The organism is Agromyces mediolanus, assembly GCF_023715325.1.
In the GTDB taxonomy this organism is placed as follows: domain Bacteria; phylum Actinomycetota; class Actinomycetes; order Actinomycetales; family Microbacteriaceae; genus Agromyces; species Agromyces mediolanus_A.
This window is the reverse complement of record NZ_JAMBNX010000002.1, coordinates 87,497-111,699: the sequence shown is the minus strand read 5'-3', so window position 1 is coordinate 111,699 and position 24,203 is coordinate 87,497. Positions and strand designations below refer to the sequence as shown.

The 24,203-nt window shown below is 72.2% G+C and carries 23 protein-coding genes and 1 riboswitch; of the genes, 10 read left to right on the top strand and 13 right to left on the bottom strand.

Going from position 1 to position 24,203, the window contains the following annotated elements; genetic code table 11:
- The first annotated feature begins 65 nt into the window (after positions 1-65).
- From M3147_RS04325 to M3147_RS04315, 3 genes are all read left to right on the top strand, one after another.
- Positions 66-902 carry an exodeoxyribonuclease III gene (locus tag M3147_RS04325; RefSeq protein ID WP_251202254.1) on the top strand — a complete coding sequence of 279 codons (837 nt, stop codon included), beginning with the start codon at positions 66-68 and terminating at the stop codon, positions 900-902.
- A 76-nt stretch (positions 903-978) separates the two neighbouring features.
- Positions 979-1,989, top strand: a complete 1,011-nt coding sequence (trpS, locus tag M3147_RS04320; protein ID WP_251202253.1) for a tryptophan--tRNA ligase — start codon at positions 979-981, stop codon at positions 1,987-1,989.
- The gene (locus M3147_RS04315) at positions 1,964-2,758 is read left to right on the top strand and encodes an HAD family hydrolase (RefSeq protein WP_251202252.1); all 795 of its coding nucleotides are present in this window, start codon (positions 1,964-1,966) and stop codon (positions 2,756-2,758) included. The genes trpS and M3147_RS04315 overlap by 26 nt, the downstream gene beginning before the upstream one ends.
- Positions 2,759-2,958: 200 nt before the next feature.
- Here M3147_RS04315 and glpK read toward each other — a convergent pair whose 3' ends face one another.
- The 3 genes from glpK to M3147_RS04300 all read right to left on the bottom strand — a co-directional run bounded on the left by glpK (position 2,959) and on the right by M3147_RS04300 (position 7,180).
- Positions 2,959-4,473, bottom strand: a complete 1,515-nt coding sequence (gene glpK / locus M3147_RS04310; RefSeq protein WP_251202251.1) for a glycerol kinase GlpK — start codon at positions 4,471-4,473, stop codon at positions 2,959-2,961.
- Positions 4,474-4,524: 51 nt separating this feature from the next.
- Positions 4,525-5,298, bottom strand: a complete 774-nt coding sequence (locus M3147_RS04305; protein ID WP_251202250.1) for an MIP/aquaporin family protein — start codon at positions 5,296-5,298, stop codon at positions 4,525-4,527.
- Positions 5,299-5,434: 136 nt separating this feature from the next.
- Entirely contained in the window at positions 5,435-7,180 is a 1,746-nt protein-coding gene (locus M3147_RS04300) for a glycerol-3-phosphate dehydrogenase/oxidase (protein WP_251202249.1), read from the bottom strand.
- A 121-nt stretch (positions 7,181-7,301) separates the two neighbouring features.
- On the opposite strand from M3147_RS04300, the gene M3147_RS04295 reads away from it, so the two are divergent.
- From M3147_RS04295 to M3147_RS04270, 6 genes are all read left to right on the top strand, one after another.
- Complete coding sequence (locus M3147_RS04295) at positions 7,302-8,312, top strand: sugar-binding transcriptional regulator (RefSeq protein ID WP_251202248.1); 1,011 nt, start codon at positions 7,302-7,304, stop codon at positions 8,310-8,312.
- Positions 8,313-8,431: 119 nt separating this feature from the next.
- Positions 8,432-8,569: riboswitch (FMN riboswitch) on the top strand.
- Positions 8,570-8,645: 76 nt separating this feature from the next.
- Positions 8,646-9,692 (top strand): bifunctional diaminohydroxyphosphoribosylaminopyrimidine deaminase/5-amino-6-(5-phosphoribosylamino)uracil reductase RibD, encoded by a 1,047-nt coding sequence (gene ribD / locus M3147_RS04290; protein WP_251202247.1) that lies wholly within the window; start codon positions 8,646-8,648, stop codon positions 9,690-9,692.
- Position 9,693: 1 nt separating this feature from the next.
- Positions 9,694-10,356 (top strand): riboflavin synthase, encoded by a 663-nt coding sequence (locus M3147_RS04285; RefSeq protein ID WP_251202246.1) that lies wholly within the window; start codon positions 9,694-9,696, stop codon positions 10,354-10,356.
- Positions 10,353-11,666: a GTP cyclohydrolase II gene (gene ribA, locus M3147_RS04280; protein WP_251202245.1), complete on the top strand. Its 1,314-nt coding sequence runs from the start codon at positions 10,353-10,355 to the stop codon at positions 11,664-11,666. Before M3147_RS04285 ends, ribA begins: the two co-directional genes overlap by 4 nt.
- On the top strand, positions 11,663-12,151 hold the full coding sequence (ribH, locus tag M3147_RS04275; RefSeq protein ID WP_251202244.1) for a 6,7-dimethyl-8-ribityllumazine synthase: 489 nt from the start codon (positions 11,663-11,665) through the stop codon (positions 12,149-12,151). Before ribA ends, ribH begins: the two co-directional genes overlap by 4 nt.
- Before the next feature lie 423 nt (positions 12,152-12,574).
- Positions 12,575-12,874 carry a hypothetical protein gene (locus M3147_RS04270; protein ID WP_251202243.1) on the top strand — a complete coding sequence of 100 codons (300 nt, stop codon included), beginning with the start codon at positions 12,575-12,577 and terminating at the stop codon, positions 12,872-12,874.
- Between the two features lie 56 nt (positions 12,875-12,930).
- Here M3147_RS04270 and M3147_RS04265 read toward each other — a convergent pair whose 3' ends face one another.
- Together M3147_RS04265 and M3147_RS04260 are read right to left on the bottom strand one after the other, a co-directional pair.
- Positions 12,931-13,518, bottom strand: a complete 588-nt coding sequence (locus M3147_RS04265) for a hypothetical protein (protein ID WP_251202242.1) — start codon at positions 13,516-13,518, stop codon at positions 12,931-12,933.
- A 385-nt stretch (positions 13,519-13,903) separates the two neighbouring features.
- Positions 13,904-14,365, bottom strand: coding sequence for a DUF2269 family protein (locus M3147_RS04260; RefSeq protein ID WP_251202241.1), 462 nt, complete (start codon positions 14,363-14,365; stop codon positions 13,904-13,906).
- 230 nt (positions 14,366-14,595) lie between these two features.
- On the opposite strand from M3147_RS04260, the gene M3147_RS04255 reads away from it, so the two are divergent.
- Positions 14,596-15,975, top strand: coding sequence for an MFS transporter (locus tag M3147_RS04255; protein ID WP_251202240.1), 1,380 nt, complete (start codon positions 14,596-14,598; stop codon positions 15,973-15,975).
- A 15-nt stretch (positions 15,976-15,990) separates the two neighbouring features.
- On the opposite strand, the gene M3147_RS04250 is transcribed toward M3147_RS04255, so the two are convergent.
- From M3147_RS04250 to M3147_RS04215, 8 genes are all read right to left on the bottom strand, one after another.
- Entirely contained in the window at positions 15,991-17,391 is a 1,401-nt protein-coding gene (locus M3147_RS04250) for an FAD-dependent oxidoreductase (protein WP_251202239.1), read from the bottom strand.
- Positions 17,391-18,281: a uroporphyrinogen-III C-methyltransferase gene (cobA, locus tag M3147_RS04245; RefSeq protein ID WP_251202238.1), complete on the bottom strand. Its 891-nt coding sequence runs from the start codon at positions 18,279-18,281 to the stop codon at positions 17,391-17,393. Before cobA ends, M3147_RS04250 begins: the two co-directional genes overlap by 1 nt.
- Positions 18,278-19,270 (bottom strand): ABC transporter permease, encoded by a 993-nt coding sequence (locus tag M3147_RS04240; RefSeq protein WP_251202237.1) that lies wholly within the window; start codon positions 19,268-19,270, stop codon positions 18,278-18,280. Before M3147_RS04240 ends, cobA begins: the two co-directional genes overlap by 4 nt.
- Positions 19,260-19,988: an ABC transporter ATP-binding protein gene (locus tag M3147_RS04235; RefSeq protein WP_251202236.1), complete on the bottom strand. Its 729-nt coding sequence runs from the start codon at positions 19,986-19,988 to the stop codon at positions 19,260-19,262. Before M3147_RS04235 ends, M3147_RS04240 begins: the two co-directional genes overlap by 11 nt.
- Positions 19,985-21,073, bottom strand: a complete 1,089-nt coding sequence (locus M3147_RS04230; protein WP_251202235.1) for an ABC transporter substrate-binding protein — start codon at positions 21,071-21,073, stop codon at positions 19,985-19,987. Before M3147_RS04230 ends, M3147_RS04235 begins: the two co-directional genes overlap by 4 nt.
- Before the next feature lie 75 nt (positions 21,074-21,148).
- Positions 21,149-22,465: a sulfate adenylyltransferase subunit 1 gene (locus M3147_RS04225; protein ID WP_251202234.1), complete on the bottom strand. Its 1,317-nt coding sequence runs from the start codon at positions 22,463-22,465 to the stop codon at positions 21,149-21,151.
- A complete protein-coding gene (cysD, locus tag M3147_RS04220) occupies positions 22,465-23,409 on the bottom strand; it encodes a sulfate adenylyltransferase subunit CysD (protein ID WP_251202233.1) in 945 nt (314 codons plus the stop codon). Before cysD ends, M3147_RS04225 begins: the two co-directional genes overlap by 1 nt.
- Positions 23,406-24,149, bottom strand: coding sequence for a phosphoadenylyl-sulfate reductase (locus tag M3147_RS04215; RefSeq protein WP_251202232.1), 744 nt, complete (start codon positions 24,147-24,149; stop codon positions 23,406-23,408). Before M3147_RS04215 ends, cysD begins: the two co-directional genes overlap by 4 nt.
- Positions 24,150-24,203 lie beyond the last annotated feature (54 nt).

The window sequence follows — 24,203 nt, the reverse complement described above, 5'->3', positions numbered from 1 at the left end:
CGGGTCCCGCCTGGGCCGCACCGCCCGGGCGTCGCCGTGTCGGCGGGCTCCCGTAGGATCGATTCATGCCCGCCAAGCCGCTCCGCATCGCCAGTGTCAACGTCAACGGGGTGCGCGCCGCGTTCCGCAAGGGCATGGGCGACTGGCTCGCCGCCCGTGACGTCGACATTCTCGCGCTGCAAGAGGTGCGGGCCTCCACCGACGACCTCGTGGGCCTCCTCGGCGACGAGTGGGACGTGCTGCACGACCCCGCCACCGCCAAGGGGCGCGCAGGCGTCGCCCTCGCCAGCCGGCACCGCGCGAGCATCCACCGCGTCGAGCTCGGCCCGGTCGACTTCGACAGCGCCGGCCGGTGGCTCGAAGCCGACTACGAGGTCGGCGGCTCGGTGATCACGGTGGTCAGCACCTATGTGCACTCCGGCGAGGTCGACACCCCCAAGCAGGTCGAGAAGTACAAGTTCCTCGACGCGATGGTCGAGCGCCTTCCCGAGCTCGCGAAGCACTCCGAGTACGCCGTCATCATGGGCGACCTGAACGTCGGCCACCGCACCCTCGACATCAAGAACTGGAAGGGCAACGTCAAGCGCGCCGGCTTCCTGCCCGAAGAGCGCGCCTACTTCGACCGGTTCCTCGGTGCCGAGGGCGAGCCCGGGTACAACGACGGCGCCGGCCTCGGCTGGATCGACGTCGGCCGTCGTCACGCGGGCGAGGTGCCCGGGCCCTACACCTGGTGGTCGCAGCGCGGCAAGGCCTTCGACACCGACACCGGCTGGCGCATCGACTACCACCTCGCCACGCCGCAGCTCGCCGCGAAGGTCGAGAACTACGCGGTCGACCGCGCAGCCGCCTACGACGAGCGATGGTCCGACCACGCCCCCGTCGTGGTCGACTACGCGATCTGACGCCGCACCCGACCCGGCGACCCTCGGCCTTCGGCCACCCCGAACGAGCGTCAACCGAACTTCCATCGAGGACACCATGAACTCCGCACGACCCGTCGTCTTCTCCGGCATGCAGCCGTCCGGCGACTCCCTCCATCTCGGCAACTACCTCGGCGCGCTCGTCAACTGGGTCGCGCTGCAAGACACCGTCGACCCGATCTACTGCGTCGTCGACCTGCACGCGATCACCGTGGCGCAAGACCCGGCGAAGCTCCGCGAGAGCTCGCGGCGCACCGCCGCGCAGTACCTCGCCGCGGGCATCGACCTCGAGCGCTCGACCCTGTTCGTGCAGTCGCAGGTGCCGGCGCACGCCGAGCTCGCCTGGGTGCTCGGCACCATCACCGGCTTCGGCGAGGCCGGGCGCATGACCCAGTTCAAAGACAAGTCGCAGCGCTACGGCGCCGAGTCGACGACGGTCGGCCTCTTCACCTACCCGGTGCTGATGGCCGCCGACATCCTGCTCTACGAGACGAACCTCGTGCCCGTCGGCGACGACCAGCGCCAGCACCTCGAGCTGACCCGCGACCTCGCCGCCCGGTTCAACTCGCGGTACGGCGACACCTTCGTCGTCCCCGAGGCGTACATCCCCGAGGCGTCCGCGCGCATCTACGACCTCCAGGACCCGTCCGCCAAGATGTCGAAGTCCGCCGCCTCAGAGGCCGGGCTCGTGAAGCTCCTCGACGACCCGAAGGTCACGGCGAAGAAGATCAAGAGCGCGGTCACCGACGCCGAGCGGGAGATCCGCTACGACCGGCAGGCGAAGCCGGGCATCTCGAACCTGCTCGACATCTACGCGGCGGCGAGCGGCGAGTCGATCGAGACCATCGCGGCGCGCTACGAGGGCCGCGGCTACGGCGAGCTGAAGACGGAGCTCGCCGAGCTCGTCGTCGAACGGCTCGAGCCGTTCCGCGCGCGCACCTTCGAGCTGCTCGACGACCCGGCCGAACTCGACCGCCTCCTCGCGATCGGCGCGGAGAAGGCCTCCGAGCGGGCCGAGCGGGTGCTCGGCCAGGTCTACGAGCGTGTCGGCTTCCTCCGCCGCCGCTGAGTCCGCATCGGCCGGGGCGTCTGCGAGCCGCCCCGCGCCGGTCGTGCTCTTCGACCTCGACGACACCCTGATGGCCCACCGCGAGGCGGTGCGGCTCGGCATCGCCCAGCACATGCAGCTTCGGGCATACGAGGCGGTCGAGGGGCTCGACGTGCCGGTGCTGTGGCACGAGCTCGAAGAGCGCCACTACCACGCTTACCTGGCGGGTGAGCTGAGCTTCGAAGGCCAGCGGCGGGCGAGGGCACGCGATTTCGCGCTCGCGCACGGCGAGATCCTCGACGACCCCGCGGCCGGAGCCTGGTTCGACGAGTACTTCGCGCACTACCGCTCCTCGTGGAGCCTGCACGCCGACGTCGCCAGCAGTTTCGCCGCGCTCGAGGCGGCCCTGCCCGGCGTGCGCTTCGGGGTCATCACCAACGGCGAGCTCGACTTCCAGCTCGCGAAGCTCGACCGGCTCGGGCTGACCGACCGTTTCGACGAGGTCATCGCCTCCGGGGCGCTCGGCGTCGCGAAGCCCGACCCGGCGATCTTCCGTGCCGCGGTCGAGCGATTCGCCGAGACCGCACCCGTCGGCCCCGTCGCCTACATCGGCGACCGGCTGCGCACCGACGCGATCGGCGCGGCCGAAGCCGGGCTCGTCGGCGTCTGGCTGAACCGCACCCATGCCACGCCCGAGCCCGCGGAGGCCTCGCGCGCCCGCGTGCTCGGGGTGCTCGAGGCGACGACGCTCGACGAGGCATCCGCCCTCCTCATCGCCAGGCTGGGCTGACGACCCGGGGGCTGGGCCGACGACCCGCCCGGCTGGCCCGACGACCCGCCCGGCTGGGCCGACGACCCGCCGGGCTGGGCCGACGGCTTCGCTACGGCTCACGACGCCGCGGCCCCTCAGGAGACGCGAACGGGCCGGATGCCCTCGGCATCCGGCCCGTCCTCCCCTTCGGGTCCTCCCCAGGACCCGGGTGCGCTGAATCAGCGCACGTCGTCGTCGACCCAGTCGAGGGTCTTCGTGACGGCCTTCTTCCAGTTGCGGTCGAGGCGTGCGCGCTCGGCCTCGTCCATCGACGGGGTCCAGCGGCGGTCCTCCTGCCAGTTGGCGCTGAGGTCGTCGAGCCCCGACCAGAAGCCGACGGCGAGGCCGGCGGCGTAGGCCGCGCCGAGCGCCGTCGTCTCCGCGACGACCGGGCGCACGACCGGGACGCCCAGGATGTCGGCCTGGAACTGCAGCAGGGTGTCGTTCGCCGTCGCCCCGCCGTCGACGCGGAGCTCCGTCAGGTCGACCCCGGCATCCGCGTTCACGGCCTCGATCACGTCGCGGGTCTGGAAGGCGATCGCCTCGAGCGCGGCCCGGGCGATGTGGCCCTTGTTCACGTAGCGGGTGAGCCCCACGAGCGCGCCGCGCGCGTCCGGGCGCCAGTACGGCGCGAACAGGCCCGAGAACGCCGGCACGAAGTACGCGCCGCCGTTGTCCTCGACCCCCTTCGCGAGCTCCTCGACCTCGGCCGCCGAGCTGATCAGCCCGAGGTTGTCGCGCAGCCACTGGATGAGCGAGCCGGTGACGGCGATCGACCCCTCGAGCGCGTAGTGCACCGGGGCGTCGCCGAGCTTGTAGCCGACGGTCGTGAGCAGCCCGTTCTTCGAGTGCACGATGTCCGTGCCGGTGTTGAAGATCAGGAAGTTGCCCGTACCGTAGGTGTTCTTCGCCTCGCCGGCCTCGAACGCGGCCTGCCCGAAGGTCGCGGCCTGCTGGTCGCCGAGGATGCCGGCGATCGGCGTCTCGCGCAGCAGGCTGGATGCCTCGGCGACGCCGTAGACCTCGGAGGAGCTCTTGATCTCCGGGAGCATCGAGCGCGGCACGCCGAAGGCGGCCAGGATCTCGTCGTCCCAGGCGAGGGTCTCGAGGTCCATGAACATCGTGCGGCTCGCGTTGGTGACGTCGGTGGCGTGCACGCCGCCGTCGACCCCGCCGGTGAGGTTCCAGAGCACCCAGCTGTCGGTGGTGCCGAACAGGAGGTTCCCCGCCTCGGCCTTCTCGCGGGCACCCTCGACGTTCTCGAGGATCCAGACGATCTTCGTCCCGGAGAAGTACGTCGCGAGGGGCAGCCCGACCTTGGCCTTGAAGCGCTCGACGCCGCCGTCCGCGGCGAGGCGGTCGACGATGTCCTGGGTGCGGGTGTCCTGCCAGACGATCGCGTTGTACACGGGCTGGCCGGTGGTCTTGTCCCAGACGACGGCGGTCTCGCGCTGGTTCGTGATGCCGACCGCGGCGATGTCGTGGCGGGTGAGGTCGGCCTTGGCGAGGGCCTGGCCGATGACCTCGCGGGTGTTGTTCCAGATCTCCTTCGGGTCGTGCTCGACCCAGCCGGCCTTCGGGAAGATCTGCTCGTGCTCGAGCTGTCCGGTCGAGACGATCGAGCCGGACTTGTCGAAGATGATCGCGCGCGACGAGGTCGTGCCCTGGTCGATCGCGAGGACGTAGTCAGCCATCTGAGAACTCCGTTGCTGTCAGTGCGGGTGGTGGGTGGGAATCGGTGCGGCTCAGCCGAGGATGGGCAGCAGCGGGGTCGCCGCGAGGCCGGCGAGGACGCCGCCGACGATCGGGCCGACGACGGGCACCCAGGAGTAGCTCCAGTCGCTCGACCCCTTGCCCTTGATCGGCAGGATGGCGTGCGCGATGCGCGGGCCGAGGTCACGGGCCGGGTTGATCGCGTAGCCGGTCGGGCCACCGAGGGAGGCGCCGATTCCGATCACGAGGAGCGCGACAGGCAGGGCGCCGAGCGCGGCGAGGCCGGAGGCGTCGCCGTTGCGGCCGAAGCCGATCACGACGAAGACCAGCACGAAGGTGCCGATGATCTCGGTGACGAGGTTCCAGCCGTAGGAGCGGATCGCCGGCCCGGTCGAGAACACGCCGAGCTTGTTCGCGGCCTCGGGCTCGGCGTCGAAGTGCTGCTTGTACGCGAGCCAGGTGACGACGGCACCGAGGAACGCGCCGAGCATCTGTGCGCCGAGGTAGGTCAGCACCGAGACGAACGACACGGCGACGGTGGTGCCCATCGCGGCGTTGCCGAACTCCTCCGCGCCGTTCGCGACGAGGCCGAGCGTGACCGCCGGGTTCAGGTGCGCGCCGGAGGCGTACGAGACGACCACACCGGCGAAGACCGCGAGGCCCCAGCCGATGTTGACCATGAGGAAGCCGCCGTTGAAGCCCTTGTTGCGCACGAGCGCGACATTGGCGACGACGCCCGTGCCGAGCAGCACGAGCAGGGCGGTGCCGACGAGTTCCGAGAGGAACAGGACGCCGAGATTGTCCACGTTGACCTTCTTTCAATGGGTGGGACGGCACGGGTCGCCGCCCCCGGTGTGGCATCGGGCCGAGGGGCCCTGCTGCACGCTATCCGGCCGGCGCCCCGGTGCGGGGCGTTTCCGGGTGCACATCCGTGCAGATCTGCTACGGGGTTGCGGTGACCTCGGCCGCCGCGAGCCGCACGCCGTGGCGCTCCTCGAGGAGGAGCCGCGTCGCCGCGACCTCGGCGTTCCGCCGCTCGGCGTCCCAACCGAGCACCTCGCCCGCGATGGCTGCGAGCTCGTCGAGGAGCGGCAGCGTGGCGGTGCCGGTGAAGGCGATGCTGGTGCGCCGCAGCACGAGGTCGTCGAGTCGGGCGACACGCTCGTGCCGCACGAGCCAGGCGACCTCCTGACGGCTGTAGCCGGGGTGGTTCGCGAGCGCGAGGTCCTCGGCGGGGTCGAGCTCGTCGATGAGGGCTTCGGCGCGGGTGCCGTAGCGTTCGAGCAGCTCCTCCGCCCGCGCGGCGCCGAGCTCGTCGCCGTGGGAGACCACCCAGACGCGGCGGGCGTCCGGCGTCGTCGGGTACCCAGCGCCACCGCCGATCGCGAGGCCGGCGGTGCTGCGACGGCGCTCGGTGCCGAGGAGCTCCAGCACCTCGTTCGCGAGGTGCTCGGCGAGGGCCCGGAAGGTGGTCCACTTGCCGCCGACGAGGCTCAGCACGGTCGTCCCGCGGCGGCCCGGCGCCTCCGCCCGCTCGATGCGGTAGTCGCGGGACACGAAGCCGGGTTGGGTGTCGTCGTGGCGGGGCAGCGGGCGCACGCCGGAGAAGCGGTACACGATCTGCGATCGGTCGACCCGGATGTCCGGGAAAACGTGCGCGACGAGCTCGAAGAAGTAGTCGATCTCCGCCTCGGTGCACACGGCGGGCTCCCGCATGTCGTGCTCGAGGTCGGTGGTGCCGACCATCACGCGGCCCTTCAGCGGGTAGATCAGCACGATGCGGCCGTCCTCGTGCTCGAAGAAGATCTCGCGGCCCCCGGTCGCCTCCAGGAGCTCGGGGTGGTCGAGCACGATGTGCGAGCCCTTGGTGCCGCCCATGAAGCGGGTCTCGTGGCCGAGCGCCTCGTTCGTGAGGTCGGTCCAGGGGCCGGAGGTGTTCACCACGACGTCGGCGACGAGCTCGAACTCGGTGCCGCTCAGCCGGTCGCGCACCCGCACGCCGCCGACCCCGAGGCCGACGGCCTCCAGGTGGTTCGCGGCCCGGGCGTGCGCGCCCGCGGCGAGCCCGTCGTGCAGCACGTCGAGGGCGAGCCGCTCGGGGTCGTGCATGCTCGCGTCGAAGTACGTGGCCGTGTACTTCACGCCGGGGTTCAGCTTCGGCAGCTCGGCGAGGGTGCGCTTGCGGCCGAGGAAGCGGTGGCGCGGCACGCTGCCGCCGTCGCGGGAGAACGAGTCGTAGATCGTGAGGCCGGTCTTGATGAGCAGCGCCCCGCGCTCGGTCGGCTTGCCGGAGCGGTGGGTGAGGAAGCGCAGCGGCGCCGAGAGGATGCCGGAGAAGGTGGAGAAGATCGGCACGGTCGTCTCGAGCGGCTTCACGTAGTGCGGCGCGAGGCGGATGAGCGCGTTGCGCTCGGTGACCGACTCCTGCACGAGCCGGAACTCGCCGTTCTCCAGGTAGCGGATGCCGCCGTGGATCATGTGCGAGGACGCGGAGGAGGCGCCAGAGACGAAGTCGTCGCGCTCGACGAGCACGACGTCGACGCCCTGCAGCGCCAGGTCGCGGAAGGTCGCGATGCCGTTGATGCCGCCACCGATGACGACGACCTGCGCGCTCGGTCGGGCGCGGAGCTCGGCGATCTCGGGCCGCTCCGCGGCAGTCGGATGCGTCGACGTCGACGTGTGGCTCATCCCGGTCCTTTCGACGGTGCCGACGGGCTTGCCAGAAGCGTCCCGTCTGTGGATGAATACATCGTGAACGCACGCGAACCTTCTTTCAACTCGCGTGCACAAACGTGCAAGGAGACCGGTGATGACCTGGACCCCGCAGGACGACCCCGACCGCAGCCCCGAGGTGCCCGCCGGCAAGACCCGCGACGCCCTCCGTGCGGCGCACCTGTACTACATGCAGGACCTCACGATGGACGCCATCGCGGCGGAGCTGCACACCTCCCGTTCCTCGGTCTCGCGCCTGTTGAGCCACGCCCGCGCGAGCGGTCTCGTCGAGATCTCGATCCACTCCCCGCTCGATCTGCCGAGCCGGCTCGAGCAGGCGATCCGCGAGCGCCACGAGATCGCCGCGCACGTCGTGCCGGTCCCCGACCAGGCGAGCGACGTCGATCGACTCGACCGCGTGGCGCTCTCGGCTGCACGGATTCTCGGCCGGTTCATCGACTCGAACCAGCTCGTCGGGGTCGCCTGGGGGTCGACGATGAGCGCCGTGAGCCGGCATCTCGTCCCGAAGTCGACGCACAACAGCGAGATCGTGCAGCTGAACGGCGCCGGCAACCTCCGCACCACCGGCATCCTCTACGCGAGCGAGCTGCTCCGCCGATTCGGCGACGCCTTCGGGGCGAAGGTGCAGCAGTTCCCGGTTCCCGCCTTCTTCGACGACCCCGCGACGAAGGAGGCGTTCTGGCGCGAGCGCAGCACGAAGCGGCTCCTCGAGCTGCAGGGCCGGCTCGACGTCGCCCTGTTCGGCGTCGGCTCGCCGTTCGCCGAGGTGGCGAGCCGGGTCTACCAGGGCGGCTACCTCGAGCGCGACGACTACGCCGCCCTCAGTGCGGACGGCGTCGTCGGCGACGTCGCCACCGTCTTCTACCGCGCGGACGGTTCGAGCGACGGCATCCCGCTGAACGAGCGGGCCACCGGCCCGGACTTCGGCGTGCTGCGCCGCGCCCCGCGCCGCATCTGCGTGGTCTCGGGGCGCGCGAAGCTGCCGAGTCTGCGCGGCGCGATCGCCGCCGGCCTCATCACCGACCTGATCACCGACGAGGGCACGGCCCGGGCGCTCGTCGACGAGCGGACGCCGAGCGCCCCGTAGCCAGGAAGCGCCGGCGACCCGGGAACAGCCCGTAACTCGGGAACAGCCCGTAACTCGGGAACAGCCCTCCACCCGGGAATAGCCCGCCCGCCAGCGCGTTGACCTAGAATCGAACACGACAACGTGCTCCGGGGTCGGTGCAATTCCGAACCGGCGGTGACAGTCCGCGAGCCGCGAGCGCCCTTCGGGGCGCGAGCGGTTGAACCGGTGAAACTCCGGTACCGACGGTGAGAGTCCGGATGGGAGGCGGCACGTGTCGGCCGAGGAGTGTTCGCGCGCCCGGCCGATGAGCGCCGCGCCGCGCACCCCGGAGCCTCGACCACGAGGACGGACATGACGGCAGGCCAGGAGGCGGAGCTCCGCGCGATGCGTCGGGCGATCGAACTCGCCCACCGCGGGCCCGCGACGGGGGCGAACCCGCAAGTCGGCTGCGTGCTGCTCACCCCCGACGGCGAGGTGCTCGCCGAGGGCTGGCACCGCGGGGCCGGCACGGCGCACGCCGAGGTCGACGCCCTCGCGAAGCTCCCCGCGGGTGCGGCTCGCGGCGCCACGGCCGTCGTCACCCTCGAACCCTGCAACCACACGGGTCGCACGGGCCCCTGCGCGGTCGCGCTCATCGAAGCCGGCATCGCCCGCGTCGTCTACGCGGTCGCCGATCCCGGTCGCGCCTCGCGCGGCGGCGCCGAGCGCCTCCGCGCCGCGGGCGTCGACGTCGAGCAGGGCCTCCTCGCCGACGAGGTCGAGGCCGCGATCGGCGACTGGCTGTTCACCGCTCGCTCGCGCCGGCCCCGCGTCACCGTGAAGTGGGCGTCGAGCCTCGACGGTCGCGCCGCGGCGGCCGACGGCACGAGCCAGTGGATCACCGGTCCCGCCGCGCGCACCGATGTGCACCGCCGCCGGGCCGCCGCCGACGCCATCGCCGTCGGCACCGGCACCGTCCTCGCCGACGACCCAGCGCTCACCGCCCGCGACGCCGACGGCGCCCTGCTCGAGCAGCAGCCGGTCCCCGTCGTGTTCGGCCGCCGCGACGTGCCGGCCGACGCCGCCCTGCGCCGCCACCCGCACGAGCTGCTCCAGTACGAGGGCCGCGAGCTCGCCGCGGCGCTCGAAGACCTCGCCGCCCGAGGCATCCGCTCGCTCTTCGTGGAGGGCGGCCCGACGCTCGCCTCCGCGTTCCTCGCCGCCGGCCTCGCCGACGAGCTCCTCGTCTATCTCGCGCCGACGCTCCTCGGCGGCGCGAAGCTCGCCCTCGGCGAGCTCGGCGTGCCCACGATCTCCGCCGCCCCGCGCTTCGCGTTCACCGCCGTCGAGCGCCTCGGCGACGACGTGCTCCTCGTCGCCCACCGGGCCACCCCGACCACCCCCACCGAAGGGAACTGACATGTTCACCGGCATCATCGAAGAGCTCGGCCGCATCGAGCGCGTCGAGCGCGGCGCCGACGCCGCCCGGCTCACCGTCCGCGGGCCGCTCGCCGTCGAGGGCGTCGCGCACGGCGACTCGATCGCCGTCTCCGGGGTCTGCCTCACCGTCGTCGACTTCGACGCGGAGCGCTTCACCGCCGACGTGATGGGCCAGACGCTCGCCCTCTCCACCCTCGACGGCGCCCGCGAAGGGCTCGCCGTGAACCTCGAGCGCGCCGCCCGCGTCGGCGACCGCCTCGGCGGGCACATCGTGCAGGGGCACATCGACGGCACCGCCCGGGTGCTGGAGGTCCGTCAGGAGGACGGCTGGCGCGTCGTGCGCTTCTCCCTCGACGATGCGCACGCCCCGCTCGTGGTCGACCAGGGCTCGATCGCCGTCGACGGCGTCTCGCTCACCGTGAGCGAGGTCGGCACGACCGCCGCGGGCCCCGACGCCGGGCATTGGTTCGAGGTGTCGCTCATCCCCGAGACGGTGCAGGCGACGACCCTCGGCGAGCGGCGGCCCGGCGACCTCGTGAACATCGAGACCGACATCCTCGCGCGCCACGTCGCGCGGCTGCGCCGCTTCGAGGGACGCGAACTGCCGAGCTCCCTCGCGGACGAGCGGGAGGTGCGGGCATGAGCCTCGCCACCATCCCCGAGGTCCTCGACGCGCTGCGTGCGGGCAAGCCCGTGATCGTCGCCGACGACGAGGCGCGCGAGAACGAGGGCGACGCCATCATGGCGGCCGAGTTCGCGACGCAGGAGTGGATCGCCTGGATGGTGCGCCGCACGAGCGGCTTCCTCTGCGCCCCCATGCCGAACGCCTTCGCCGACCGGCTGCAGCTGCCGCCGATGGTCGCGCACAACGAGGACCGCCGCGGCACCGCGTACACGATCTCGGTCGATGCGGCCGACCGCACCTCCACCGGCATCTCGGCCGCCGACCGCGCCCACACGCTGCGCGTGCTCGCCGACCCCGAGGCGACCCCCGAGCGACTGATCCGGCCCGGGCACATCCTGCCGCTCCGCGCCGTCGACGGCGGCGTGCGCGAACGCGCGGGGCACACCGAGGCCGCGGTCGACCTGATGCGGCTCGCCGGCCTCTCCCCCGTCGGCGTGATCGGCGAGCTCGTGGCCGACGACGGGGAGATGATGCGGCTGCCGGGCCTCATCGAGCTCGGCGAGGAGGAGGGGCTGCCGGTCACGACCGTCGCTGCGCTCGTCGACTGGCTGCGCACGCACGGCGATGCGGGGACGGATGCCGCGACGGCGACCCCTTCGCCCGCACCCGCGATCGCGGAGTCCTCGCGCGTCGACTTCGAGGTCGAGACGCTGCTGCCGACGAGCTTCGGCGAGTTCCGCGTGCGGGCCTACCGCGACCGCAAGACGGGCGCCGACCACCTCGCGATCATCTCGGGCGACCCCGCCTCGGCTGAGGGCGGCGCCATCGTCCGGGTGCACTCCGAGTGCCTGACCGGCGAGGCGCTCGGCTCGCTGAAGTGCGAGTGCGGGCCGCAGCTCGACGCGGCGCTCGAGATCATCCAGCGCGAGGGCGGCGTCGTCGTCTACCTCCGCGGGCACGAGGGCCGGGGCATCGGCCTCATCAACAAGTTGCGGGCGTACCGCCTGCAGGAGGACGGCCTCGACACCCTCGACGCGAACGTCGCGCTCGGCCTCCCGGCCGACGCGCGGGACTACGGCGCGGCGAGCGCCATCCTCGCCGAGCTCGGCGTGGCGCGCGTGCGCCTGCTGACGAACAACCCCGAGAAGGTGCGCCAGCTCGCCGAGCACGGCGTCGACGTCGCCGAGCGGCTGCCGCTCGTCGTCGGGGTCGGGCGCGGCAATCAGCGCTACCTCGAGACCAAGGCCGCCCGGATGGGGCACCAGATCGACGAACAGCAGCTCGCGGATGCCGCGGCTGAGGCACTCCTGGAAGGACACGCATCATGAGCGGAGCCGGCTCCCCCAACCTCGACAGCTCGCACCTCGACCTCGACGGCTCCGGCCTCGAGATCGTCGTCGTCGCCGGCAGCTGGCACGACGAGATCACCGACGGGCTGATCGCCGGCGCCACGCGCACCCTCGACGCGGCCGGTGCCGACCACCGTCTGGTGCGCGTGCCCGGCAGCTTCGAGCTGCCCGTAGTCGCGAAGGCGGCGCTCGAGGCCGGCGCCGACGCGGTGGTCGCCCTCGGCGTCATCATCCGCGGCGGCACCCCGCACTTCGAGTACGTGTCGGCGGCGGCGACCGACGGCCTCACCCGGGTCGCGCTCGACACGGGCAAGCCCGTCGGCTTCGGGGTGCTCACCCTCGACGACGAGCGTCAGGGCCTCGACCGCGCCGGGCTCCCCGGCTCGAAGGAAGACAAGGGACGCGAGGCCGCCGAAGCCGCGATCGCGACCGCGCGCGTCCTCCGCGGGCTCGCCGGCGCGTAGCCCGCGGCATCCGCCCTGCACCGCGAAGCGTCTCGGAACCGGTCTGACAAGGCACTACGCAACATGCATGCCAACTCGCATCTTTTCTGCGTTTCCCCCTTTTGCGACCCCTTTTACCCGGCATAGCGTTGACACATGCATCCGATGGGCAGAGAGTCGTGGCACGTGTCCGAAAGCGATGGCCCCGGGGCGACGCTCCTCGCACTCTGGGTCAAGAGCCGTGTCGACCATTCCACAGACACGACTCGGATTCCAGTAGTCCACGGCCCGCGAAGGGGGTCTGGACGCGCCGTGAGTTCGGCTTCTACTCAAGCGGTCGCCGAATGGTGGGTCTGGTGGGATCGTCTTCGTGGCGAGTCGGAAGCGTATGGAACCTGGCCTCTCCGCACGGAAGATCTCCCAGGAGACCCAGAGCTTCGTGCCGTGGTGCGACAGCTCGAACCATCGATTGCCGACGACATGATGGCTTGGAGAGCGGAACACCGCGCAAGTCGTGACGCCGCGTCAACGCCTGATTTCCTGTATCTAGAGCTTGTCCAGGAAGCGGAGATACTCCTCGGCCGCGCGGCGCGGCCGTTCCACCTGACTGTGTTCATTCAGCCAACGTCCACAGAGGACGTCTGGGACATCGGCCACGACACCCTGATCGTGAGTGCAGATCTCAGGGCAAGGGCGGGAGACTACAAGACGGCGATCGCGGACCACATCCGAGTCCGCGCGTAAGTTGTCCGAGGCGCAGGTAAAGAATGGGGTGGCCCGCCTGGGCCACCCCATCGCCATCAATAGCTATCGGCGGGGTTCCCCGAATTGCAGATGGTGCCAGAGGTGACGAGGACTTCACCGCTCGCAACTCCGTTCGCGTGGCCGGTGTAGTTCTGGGTAACCGCTCGCGTCGCACTCCACGACGGGCTGCCCCACGACGGGAGGCCCGACAGGTCGTACCAGCCAGACTGACCCCCCATTCCGGTGGTCGTAACCGTCACGGTCCAATCGTGACTGATCGGCGCCCCGTAGTTCGGAGCGATCGAATAGCTGGTCTTGAACTGTGAATTTCCTGCTGTGAAGTCGAACGAGGAAGTGCCGCAGTTGCCCCAGACCGTCCCGCGCGCCACAGCGCCTCGCTGACCATCGATCACGTTATTGTCCGCGTCGAGCATTCCGAGGAATGCGCTGTCGGTGAAATCGTTCTCGGCGTTTGTCTTCGGTACCGAGTATGCCGCGCCGGACCCATCCCATCGGAGCTCGTATCCGTGCTGACTCGCGATTTCGGCGTCGAAAGCGACCGGGATCAGGATGCTCGTTCCATCACTCAGGCTCGCCGGATCGGCCTCGCCCTGAGGTTCAATGGCATTTGCGGGCCCGCCCACGGGGAAAACCAACAAACCGGTCGCAAGAGTGCAGGCCAAGGTACTAAGTTTCGCTCTATTCAACGTTGCTCACCCGATTCTGTCTCCATGGAACCGTATGTCACGGCTCTCGAGAGGGTTGTTTCCACGGCACTCAGTTTTGTTACAACCGGGCATCCGTTTTGTTGCCACCGGGCGTCGGTGTTGCACGTAGGTGGGCGCAAGCGCTCAGGACCGAGGCACCCCCGATCGCGATCATGGTCATGGTCATGGTCATGGTCATGGTCATGGTCATGGTCAACCGAGATGCTGGCACTCGCCGGCGCGTAGCCGGGGTCTCGCCCGCGACGACGAAGCGCCTCGGAACCGGTCGGTTCCGAGGCGCTTCGGCGTGGTGCAGGGTGCGCTACGGCTTCCAGACCATGAGCACGACAACGACGACGAGGAGGAGCGACACGATGCCGCTTCCCGCGGCGATCGCCGGGTAGCCGGACTTCTCGGCGGCCACGGCGCCACCCGCGCTCGCGGCGGCGCTCGCCTCGAGCGCGTCGGCGGCCTTGTTCATCGCCGGGACGACGAGGAAGACGCTGAGGGCGAAGGCGATGACGTAGAGGATGATCGACCAGAGGATCCACGGCGTCGTGAAGCTGAGGCCGTACTTCTCGTCGGCCATGCCCATGACGCCGAAGCCGAGCACGAAGACGATGAGCGAGAGCCAGCTGAAGATCGTCGTCGACTTCGCGAGCACGCGGACCTGCGCGGCGTTGCCCGCGCGCACCGCCCGCATCGCCGTCATCGGGATGATCGCCATCGGCCCGACGATGAAGACCGCGGTGACGACGTGCAGAACGGTGAAGATGGTGTCCATGCCCCTAGCCTAACGAGGCGGCATGTGCCCCGCTTCGAACCTTCGATTGACGCGCCGCGCACCGCTCGTCGCCCGGATCCGACCGTTCGTCGCAGCAGAGCCGCCGCGCGGGCCGCTCGCGCGTAAGGTTTTCGGGTTGCCACAAGCAGCAGATCACCCCGCCACCAGCGGAACCGACGCCAGACCGACGCCAGTCCGCGGGGCCTCGAACCGCACGGAGTCTCTGCAGCATGTCAGCCCCATCGACCGCCCCCGCCGCGCCGGCCAATCCGCGCAGCCGGGTCATCCTCGCCAGCCTCATCGGCACGACGATCGAGTTCTACGACTTCTACGTCTATGCGACCGCGGCGGTCCTCGTCTTCCCGCACCTGTTCTTCCCGACCGGCGACGCGACCACCGCGCTGCTCTCCTCCTTCGCCGTGTTCGGCGCGGCCATGGTCGCCCGCCCCCTCGGCGCGGTCGTCTTCGGGCACCTCGGCGACAAGATCGGCCGCAAGGCGACCCTCGTCGGCGCGCTGCTCACCATGGGCATCGCGACCTTCCTGATCGGCGTGCTGCCGACGTACGACGTGGTCGGCTGGTTCGCGCCGCTGCTCCTCGTCATCCTCCGCATCGCGCAGGGCTTCGCCCTCGGCGGCGAGTGGTCGGGGGCGGCGCTCGTCGCGACCGAGAACGCCCCGAAGGGCAAGCGCGCCTGGTACGGCACCTTCCCCCAGCTCGGTGCACCGATCGGCTTCATCATCGCGAACGGCCTGTTCCTCATCATCGCCGCGGCCCTGCCCTCCGACGACCCCTCGATGCCCTCCCAGGCCTTCCTCGACTGGGGTTGGCGCATCCCGTTCCTGTTCTCGATCGTGATGGTCGCCGTCGGCCTCTGGGTGCGGCTGCGACTCGTCGAGTCGACCGCGTTCTCGAAGGCCGAGAAGCAGGGCCGCATCCAGCGTCTGCCGCTCGCGACGGTGTTCCGCACCCACTGGCGTCAGCTGATCCTCGGCACCTTCTTCATGCTCGCCACCTACGTGCTCTTCTACCTGATGACGACGTTCTCGCTGAGCTATGGGCGGGCGCCCGTCGAAGCCGCCGACGGCGCGCTGCCGGGCCTCGGCTACTCGTACAACACCTTCGTGCTGATGCTCATCGGCGGCGTGCTCTTCTTCGGCGTCTTCACCCTGCTGTCCGGCCCGTGGGCCGACCGCTGGGGCCGCCGCCGCACCCTGATCTGGGTGACGCTCGGCATCATCGTGTTCGGCCTCGTCTGGGTGCCGCTGCTCTCGGCCGGCTTCGCCGGGGTGATGGCCTGGCTCGTCGTGGGCTTCGCGCTCATGGGCATGACCTTCGGCCCGATGGGGGCGCTGCTTCCGGAGCTGTTCCCGACGAACGTGCGGTACACGGGCTCGGGCATCTCCTACAACGTCTCGTCGATCCTCGGTGCGGCGGTCGCGCCGTTCATCGCCGTGGCGCTCTGGCAGGCCGGCGGCGGCAGCCCGTTCTGGGTCGGCATCTACCTCTCGGTGATGGGGGTGCTGACGCTCATCGCGCTGCTCGTCTCGAAGGAGACCCGCGACGTCGACTTCGACGAGGCGGGCCTCGAGTCCTCGGCGGTGCTCTGAGGCCGGCGCGCGCCGTCACCGCGGGGCGAGCGCGCCCTCCCGTGAGACGCGCACCTGCGCCTCCCGCGGCACGAGCTTGACCCGCTCGCGCGGGTACCGGTCGGCCTCGCCGAGACCGCGTTCGTGCGCGTCGAGGGCGAGCCAGCCCGCCCAGCTCGTGGGCTCCACGCCGCGGGCGTCGAGCAGGTCCAGCACCTCCGCCTCGGCATCCGCCACCACGGGAGCCGGCAGCCGCCCGGCGGCCGCGTCCGCCACGAGGTTCGCGACGGTCTCCATCGCGTCGCTCTTCGTGTGGCCGATGAGGCCGACCGGGCCGCGCTTGATCCATCCGGTGGCGTAGAGGCCCGGCACGGCCTCGCCCCGCCCGTCCTGAACGCGCCCCGCCTCGTTCGGCACGACGCCGCGCGACGCGTCGAAGGGCGCGCCCGAGACCGGCGAGCCGAAGTAGCCGACCGCGCGGTACACGGCGCCCACGGCGACGTCGCGGAGCTCCCCGCTGGGCCGCACCACCCCGTCGGCACGCACCTCGGTGCGCGCGAAGCGCACGCCCTCGACCCGCTCGGCGCCGAGCACCTCGAGCGGGACGTGATGGAAGTGCAGGTGCAGGCGGCGCGGCGCACCGGTGCTGCGACCGCGCCACGAGTTCAGGGTGCGGAGCATGATCTTCACCTGGTTCGTGCGACCCGCGGGAATTTCGCCCGCCGCGGCGAGCGCGTCCTCGGCGACGAAGTCCGCCTCGTCGAGCACGATGTCCACGCCCGGCACCTCGCCGAGTTCGCGAAGCTCGATCGGGGTGAACTTGACGTCGGCGGGCCCGCGACGGCCGAAGACGTGCACGTCGGTGACGGGCGAGGCGTCGAGGCCGGCGAGCACGTTCGCCGGCACCTCGGTGCTGCGCAGGTCGACGGGATGCTTCGCGAGGATGCGGGCGACGTCGAGCGCGACGTTGCCGTTGCCGATCACCGCCACCTCGCGCGCCTCGAGCGGCCACTCGCGCGGCACGTCGGGGTGCCCGTCGTACCAGGCGACGAAGTCGGCCGCGCCGTAGGAGCCGGGCAGGCCGATGCCGGGAAGCTCGAGCGCGGCGTCGCGGATCGCGCCCGTCGCGAGGATCACCGCGTGGTAGCGCGCGTGCAGTTCGTCCAGGCCGAGGTCGCGGCCGATCTCGACGTTGCCGAGGAATCGGATCCCGGGTTCGTCGAGCATCTCGTGCAGGGAGGCGACGATGCCCTTGATGCGCGGATGGTCCGGCGCGACGCCGTACCGGATGAGCCCGTACGGGGCGGGCAGCGACTCGAAGAGGTCGATCGCGACCGAGCCGCCGGCCTCGGCGACGGCCGCGCGCAGGAGATTGCCCGCGTAGACGCCGGCGGGGCCGGCGCCGACGATCGCGACACGGAGTGCGGGGAGGGTCATCAGGAGCCTTTCTCGGAGGGCGCGCCGGCGGGCGGCGCGACCGGATCGTCCGGCGTGCCGTGCAGCGCGAAGGGATCGTGCGCCGCGGCGACGGCGTAGCCGTCCACGGCGAGCTCGGCGGGCGCGTAGGGGCTCAGCCGCACGACGTCGCCCACGACCACGACGGCCGGCGAGCGGACCCCGCGCAGCGCCGCCTGCACCGCGATGGTGCCGAGCGTGCCGATCGTGACCCGTTGCCCCGGCCCGTAGCCGTCCTCGACGATCGCGACCGGGCAGTCGGCGCCACGCCCGCCCCGGGCGAGCGTCGTCGCCGAGTTGGCGAGCGTGCCGACCCCCATCAGCAGCACCACGGTGTGGTCGCGGCCGCCGCCGAGCTCGGCGATCTGGTCGTGGCCGGTCGCGACGGTGAACGCGGTCGCGAGCCCGCGGTGCGTGAGCGGGATGCCGGCGACGGCCGGCACCGAGACGGCGCTCGTGATGCCGGGCACGACCTCGACGTCGACGCCCGCGGCGCGGCACGCGGCGAGCTCCTCGCCGCCGCGGCCGAAGACGTAGGGGTCGCCGCCCTTCAGCCGCACGACGCGCCGACCGGCGAGGGCCAGCTCGACGAGGAGCGCGATGATGCCCTCCTGCGGTACGGCGTGATGCCCGGGGCGTTTGCCGACGTCGACGATCTCGGCGTCGAGCGGGCACCCCCGTTCGACCTCGAGCTGGTCGAGCACCGCGCGGGCGCCGAGCCGATCGGCGACGATCACCTCGGCGGCCTCGATCGCGCGCAGGCCGCGCACGGTCAGCAGGCCGAGGTCGCCGGGCCCCGCGCCGACGAGCTGCACGAGCCCGGTCGCGCCGCGCGGCGCGTGCCCGACGGTCATCGCGCGCCCGCCGCTCATCGCGCACCTCCGGTCGGGAGCAGCCCGCGGCGGCGGAGCAGCGCCCGTTCGAGCGGGGCGAAGACGGCGAGCTCGACGAGGATGCCGATGACGAGGATGGCGAGGATCGCGACGAACACCGCCGAGAGGTCGGCGAGCTGTCGCCCCTGGTCGAGCAGCGCGCCGAGGCCGAAGCCGATGGAGCCGCCGGTCGCGATGATCTCCGCGGCCATGAGCGAGCGCCAGGAGAACGCCCAGCCCTGCTTCAGTCCGGCGAGGTAGCCGGGCAGGGCGGCGGGGAGCACCACGAGGGCGGCGAGCTCGGCCCGGCTCGCACCGAGCACCCGGCCGACCCGGCGCAGCTGCGGCGGCACCTGGCGGACGCCGGCGACGAGGCCGTTCACGATCGAGGGCACCGCCCCCATCAGGATGACGAAGTACACGGTCGCGTCCGAGAGGCCGAACCAGATGATCGCGGCGGGCACCCAGGCGACCGAGGGCAGCACCTGCAGGCCGGAGACGAACGGGCCGAAGGCTCGCTGGAGCGGTCGGGACTCGGCGAGCAGCAGGCCGATCGGCGTGCCGATCGCGGCGGCGATCAGGAAGCCGAGGACCCCTCGCTCGAGGCTGGTGCCGACGGCGAGCTGGAGCCGCCCCGACTCCCAGGCGCCGCCGATCGAGGCGAGCACGTCGAGCGGGCCCGGGTACAGGTCGGGCCGGGGTTCGGCGATGACCGTGTACGCCTGCCAGACGGCGACGAGCACCACGAGCAGCACGATCGGGGGCAGGATGCCGCGCGCGGCCCGCCGCCACCACGGTTCGCGTTCGAGCGGCGCGGTCTGCAGGCGGTCGAGGCCGGCTTCGAGCGCCCGCAGCTCGCTCGCGGAGGGCGGGACGGCCGCGTCGGAGGACGACCTCGACTCGGACGACGGCGCGCCCGGCGCCGCCGGCTCCCCCGCCGCGGCGCGGCGATCTTCCGCGAGGGCGTCCCGCACGAGTTCAGGCGGCATTGCTCGCGATCTCCTTCCGCAGTCGCTCGGTGATCTCGCGGGCGACCGTTCCGGCGTCGAGGCCCGGGGCATCCGTCCGCCACTGGCCCGCGACGCGCCCGGGCCGGCTCGACAGCAGCACGATCCGCTGCGCGAGCCGCACCGCCTCGTGCACGTTGTGCGTGACGAAGAGGATGGTGCGGCCGGTCTCACGCCAGACCCGCTCGAGCTCCTCGTGCAGCAGGTCGCGGGTGATCGCGTCGAGCGCGGCGAAGGGCTCGTCCATGAGCAGCACGGTGCGGTCCTGCGCGAGCGCACGGGCGAGCGCGACCCGCTGGCGCATGCCGCCGGACAGTTCGTGGGGCCGCTGGTCGGCCGCGTCGGCCAGGTTCACGAGGCCGAGCAGCCGTTCGGCCTCGGCGCGGCGCCCCGCGCGCGGAGCTCCACGGAGCCGGAGGGCGAGCTCGACGTTCCGCCGGGCCGTGAGCCAGGGCATCAGGGCCGACTCCTGGAACATCACCGCGGCCCCGTCACCGGGCACCTCGATCGAGCCCGACGTCGGCGCGTCGAGTCCGGCGACGAGGTTCAGGAGCGTCGACTTGCCGCATCCGGAGGCCCCGAGGAGGCACACGAACTCCCCCTCGCCGACCTCGAGGTCGATGCCGTCGAGCACCTGCGGCGAGCGCGGGCCGCCGAAGCGCTTGCCGACCGCGGTCAGCCGGATCGCCGTCGCCGTCATTGGGTGCCCAGCCCGCCGGCCGAGACGGTCGGCTCGCCGCGCTCCTCGAGCACCTCGTTCAGGATGCCGAGCGCGAACAGCCCGTCGATGGAGCCGTCCTTCGCGGTCCCGGCGGCGACGCCGTTCGCGAGGACGTCCTCGAACGCCCCGGCGACCGGGTCGACGGTGAACCGCACGTGCTCGAGCGCGCGGGCGAGCACCGCGTCGTCGAGCGGCTTGCCCGTGTCTGCGGCGAGCTTCGCGTTGAGGTCGGCGGCGGCGCGCTCGGGCTCGTCGGCGAGGAAGCGCACGGCCTCGGCGTGCCCGTCGACGAGGGCGCGCACGGTGGCGGGGTGCTCGTCGAGGAAGCGCTTGGACACGAGCAGCACCGTCGTCGGGAAGTCTCCGTCCGGCCACAGCTCCGCCTCGTCGACGAGCACGTGGGCGCCCCCTTCGAGCACGAGGCGGGACACCCAGGGCTCGGGCAGCCAGGCGCCGTCGAGCTGTCCCTGCTGGAAGAGGGTCAGCGTCTGCGCGTTCTCGGTCGGGGTGATCTTCACCGCGCCGCCGCCGGTCGTGTCGGTCGCGAAGCCCTCGTCGGCGAGCCAGGTGCGGAGGGCCACGTCCTGGGTGTTGCCGAGCTGCGGGGTCGCGAGCGTCGCGCCGGCGAGGTCGGCGGGCTCGTCGATGCCGTCGCGGACGACGAGCGCCGCTCCGCCGGAGGCGGCGCCGGCGACGATGACCGCGGACTCGCCGCCCGACTTCACGAAGGTGTTGATCGCGGGGTTGGGCCCGAGGTAGGCGGCGTCGATCGCGCCGGCTGAGAGCGCCTCGACCGCGGCGGGCCCGGCGTTGAAGACCTCGGTGCGCAGCTTCGTGTCGCCGAGGGTGTCGGCGAAGAAGCCCTCTTCGAGGCCGACGAGGGCGGGCGCATGGGTGACGTTCGCGAAGTAGCCCAGGCGGAGCTCCGCGGCGGGCTCCGACGAGGCATCCGGCCCCGGGTCGGCCGTCGCGGCCGCGGCGCAGCCGGTCAGCATCGCGGCCCCGGCCGCCATGATCGCGATCGCTCGGCTGATGCGGCTGGGTCGGGTGGTGCGGTGGTGCATGGTGGTCGCCTCCTCGGGGATCGCGGTGGGGTGGGATGGGAACGCGGCGGGGTGGGCAGCGGGCGGGAGTGCCGCTCAGCCCGTCGAGCGGGTGCCGGCGGCGAGGGTCGCGCCGTCCTGCTGGTGGATGACGAGGAAGCCGCCGGCACCGCGACTGGCCTCGTACTCCTCGATGGGGAGCGCGGCGCCGAGCCGGATGACGGCGCGACCGATGTCGTTCGTCTCCAGCCGGTCGGCGGGCGCGGTGCGCAGCGTGTCGAGGTCGCGTCGGCCGGTGATCTCGGCGACGAGCGCGGGGACCGTCGCGGTGCCCGCCTTCACGAGCACGCGGGCCCCGGCGACGAGCGGGCGGGCGTCGAGCTGGAACAGCTCCGCCTCGAGCTCCCGCACGGGAGCCGGCGAGGCGTCGGCCGCGGCGATGACGGCGCCGCGCGCGGCATCCACCTCGTCCGCGAGCCGGAGCGCGACCGAGCGCGGCGCCCGAGCCTCCGCGAGCGGCCCGTCCGCCGTATCGATGCCGACCACCGTGGTCAGGATCCCCGCGGGCAGCACCTCGACGAGGTCCCCGGTGCGTACGGTGCCGCTCGTGATCCGCCCGGCGAAGGCGCGGTAATCGCGGTACTCCGCCTCGGCGCCCGGCACCGCCGCGAGCTCGGGTGCGAGCGCGCCCTGCGGGCGCAGCACGAGCTGCACGTCGAGGCGGAACGGTTCACCGCCGTCCTCGGCGGACGCCGCGAGCTCCTCGGCGGACGGCAGGGTCTCCAGCAGCTCGAGCAGGGCGGGGCCCGCGTACCAGGGCGTGCGCGGTGAGCGCTCGACGACGTTGTCGCCGGCGAGCGCCGAGACCGGGACGACGTGCACCCCGTCGAGACCGAGCTCGTCCGCGACCGCCGCGACCTCCTCGGCCACCCGGGCGAACGGCTCCGGGTCGTAGCCGAGCAGGTCGATCTTGTTCACCGCCACAACGACGTGCGGCACGCGCAGGAGCCGCACGACGGCGAGGTGACGCCGGGTCTGCTCGAGCACGCCCTTCCGCGCGTCGACCAGCACGACGACGACGTCGGCGGTCGTCGCCCCGGTCACCATGTTCCGGGTGTACTGCACGTGGCCGGGGCAGTCGGCGAGGATGAAGGAGCGCCGGTCGGTCGCGAAGTAGCGGTAGGCGACGTCGATCGTGATGCCCTGCTCGCGTTCGGCGCGCAGCCCGTCGGTGAGCAGCGCGAAGTCGAAGCCGCCGGCATCGCCGCCGAAGCCGCGCGCCCGGCTCGCGGACTCGATCTGCGCGAACTGGTCGGCGAGGATCGCCTTCGCGTCGTGCAGCAGCCGGCCGACGAGGGTGGACTTGCCGTCGTCGACCGAGCCCGCGGTCGCGAAGCGCAGCAGCGTGCTCATCAGAAGTACCCGTCCTTCTTGCGGTCCTCCATGGCGGCCTCGGAGATGCGGTCGTCGGCGCGGGTCGCCCCGCGCTCCGTGAGCGTCGAGGCGGCGACCTCCGCGGTGACGGCGGCGAGGTCGGCCGCCACGGACTCGACCGCGCCGGTGCAGCTCATGTCGCCGACCGTGCGGTAGCGCACGGTGCGTCGCTCGACGGACTCGTCGGGGCGGGGCAGCGAGTGCTCGCCGACGGCGCGCCACATGCCGTCACGGCGGAACACCTCGCGCTCGTGCGCGAAGTAGAGCGGCGGCAGCTCGATCCGCTCGCGCTCGAGGTAGCGCCACACGTCGAGCTCGGTCCAGTTCGAGATCGGGAAGGCCCGCACGTGCTGGCCGGGCGTGTGCCGCCCGTTGTACAGGCTCCACAGCTCGGGGCGCTGGTTGCGCGGGTCCCACTGCCCGAACTCGTCGCGGAGGCTCAGGATGCGCTCCTTCGCCCGCGCCTTGTCCTCGTCACGGCGGGCACCGCCGAAGACGGCGTCGTGCCGGCCGGCGGCGATGGCGTCGAGCAGCGGCTGGGTCTGCAGCGGGTTGCGGGTGCCGTCGGCGCGCTCCTGGAGCCGGCCGTCGTCGAGGTAGTCCTGCACCCGGGCGACCTCGAGGCGGATGCCGAGGCGCGCGACGGTCTCGTCGCGGAACGCCAGCACCTCGGGGAAGTTGTGCCCGGTATCGACGTGCAGCACCGGGAACGGCACCCGGCCCGGCCAGAACGCCTTCCTGGCGAGGTGCAGCACGAGGACGGAGTCCTTGCCGCCGGAGAACAGCAGCACGGGACGCTCGAACTCGGCGACGACCTCGCGGATGATGTGGATCGCCTCGGCCTCGAGCTGGTCGAGCACCTCGAACCGGCTCGACGCCCGGGGAGCGGGAGCGAGCCTCGGCGATGGGGTGGAGACCGTCATACGTGCAACCCGCATTCCGTCTTGGCGAGGCCGGCCCAGCGGCCGGACCTCGGGTCTTCGCCGGCGGCGACCGGCTTCGTGCACGGCTCGCAGCCGATCGAGGGGTAGCCGCGGCCGAGGAGCGGATTCACCGGGACCCCGAAGGCCGTCGCGTAGTCGGTGAGCTCCTCGAAGCTCCAGGCCGCCAGGGGGTTCACCTTCACGAGCCCGTTGCGCTCGTCCCAGGCGACGAGGGGGGTGCCCGCCCGGGTGGGCGCCTCATCGCGACGCACCCCGGTGAACCAGAGCTCGTAGCCCGCGAGCGAGCCCCGCAGCGGCTCGACCTTGCGGCGCTGGCAGCAGAGCCCCGGCTCGCGGGCGAAGAGCTCCGCGCCGAACTCGGCGTCCTGCTCGGCCACGGACTGCGTCGGGCGGACGTCGACGACGCGCACGTCGAGCCCCCTCGCCACGGCATCGCGGGTCTCGTGCGTCTCGGCGAAGTGGTAGCCGGTGTCGAGGAAGAGCACGTCGACCCCGGGCAGCGACTGGGCGACGAGGTGCGGCAGCACGGCGTCGGCCATCGAGCAGGCGACCGCCGCGAGCTCGGCGTCGAAGTGCTGGGCCGCCCAGGCGACGACGGCGTGGGCGCTCGCCTCGCCGCCCTCGGCACCGGCCAGCTCGGCGGCACCGGCCTCGGCGAGCGCGCGGAGCTCGCCGGCATCCCGCGTCCGCGTCCGCCTGGGCGCCAGCGCCGCGCTCACCGCAGGGCCTCCCCGCCGGTCGGATCCGCATCCCGCGTCCGCGCCCGCCTGGGC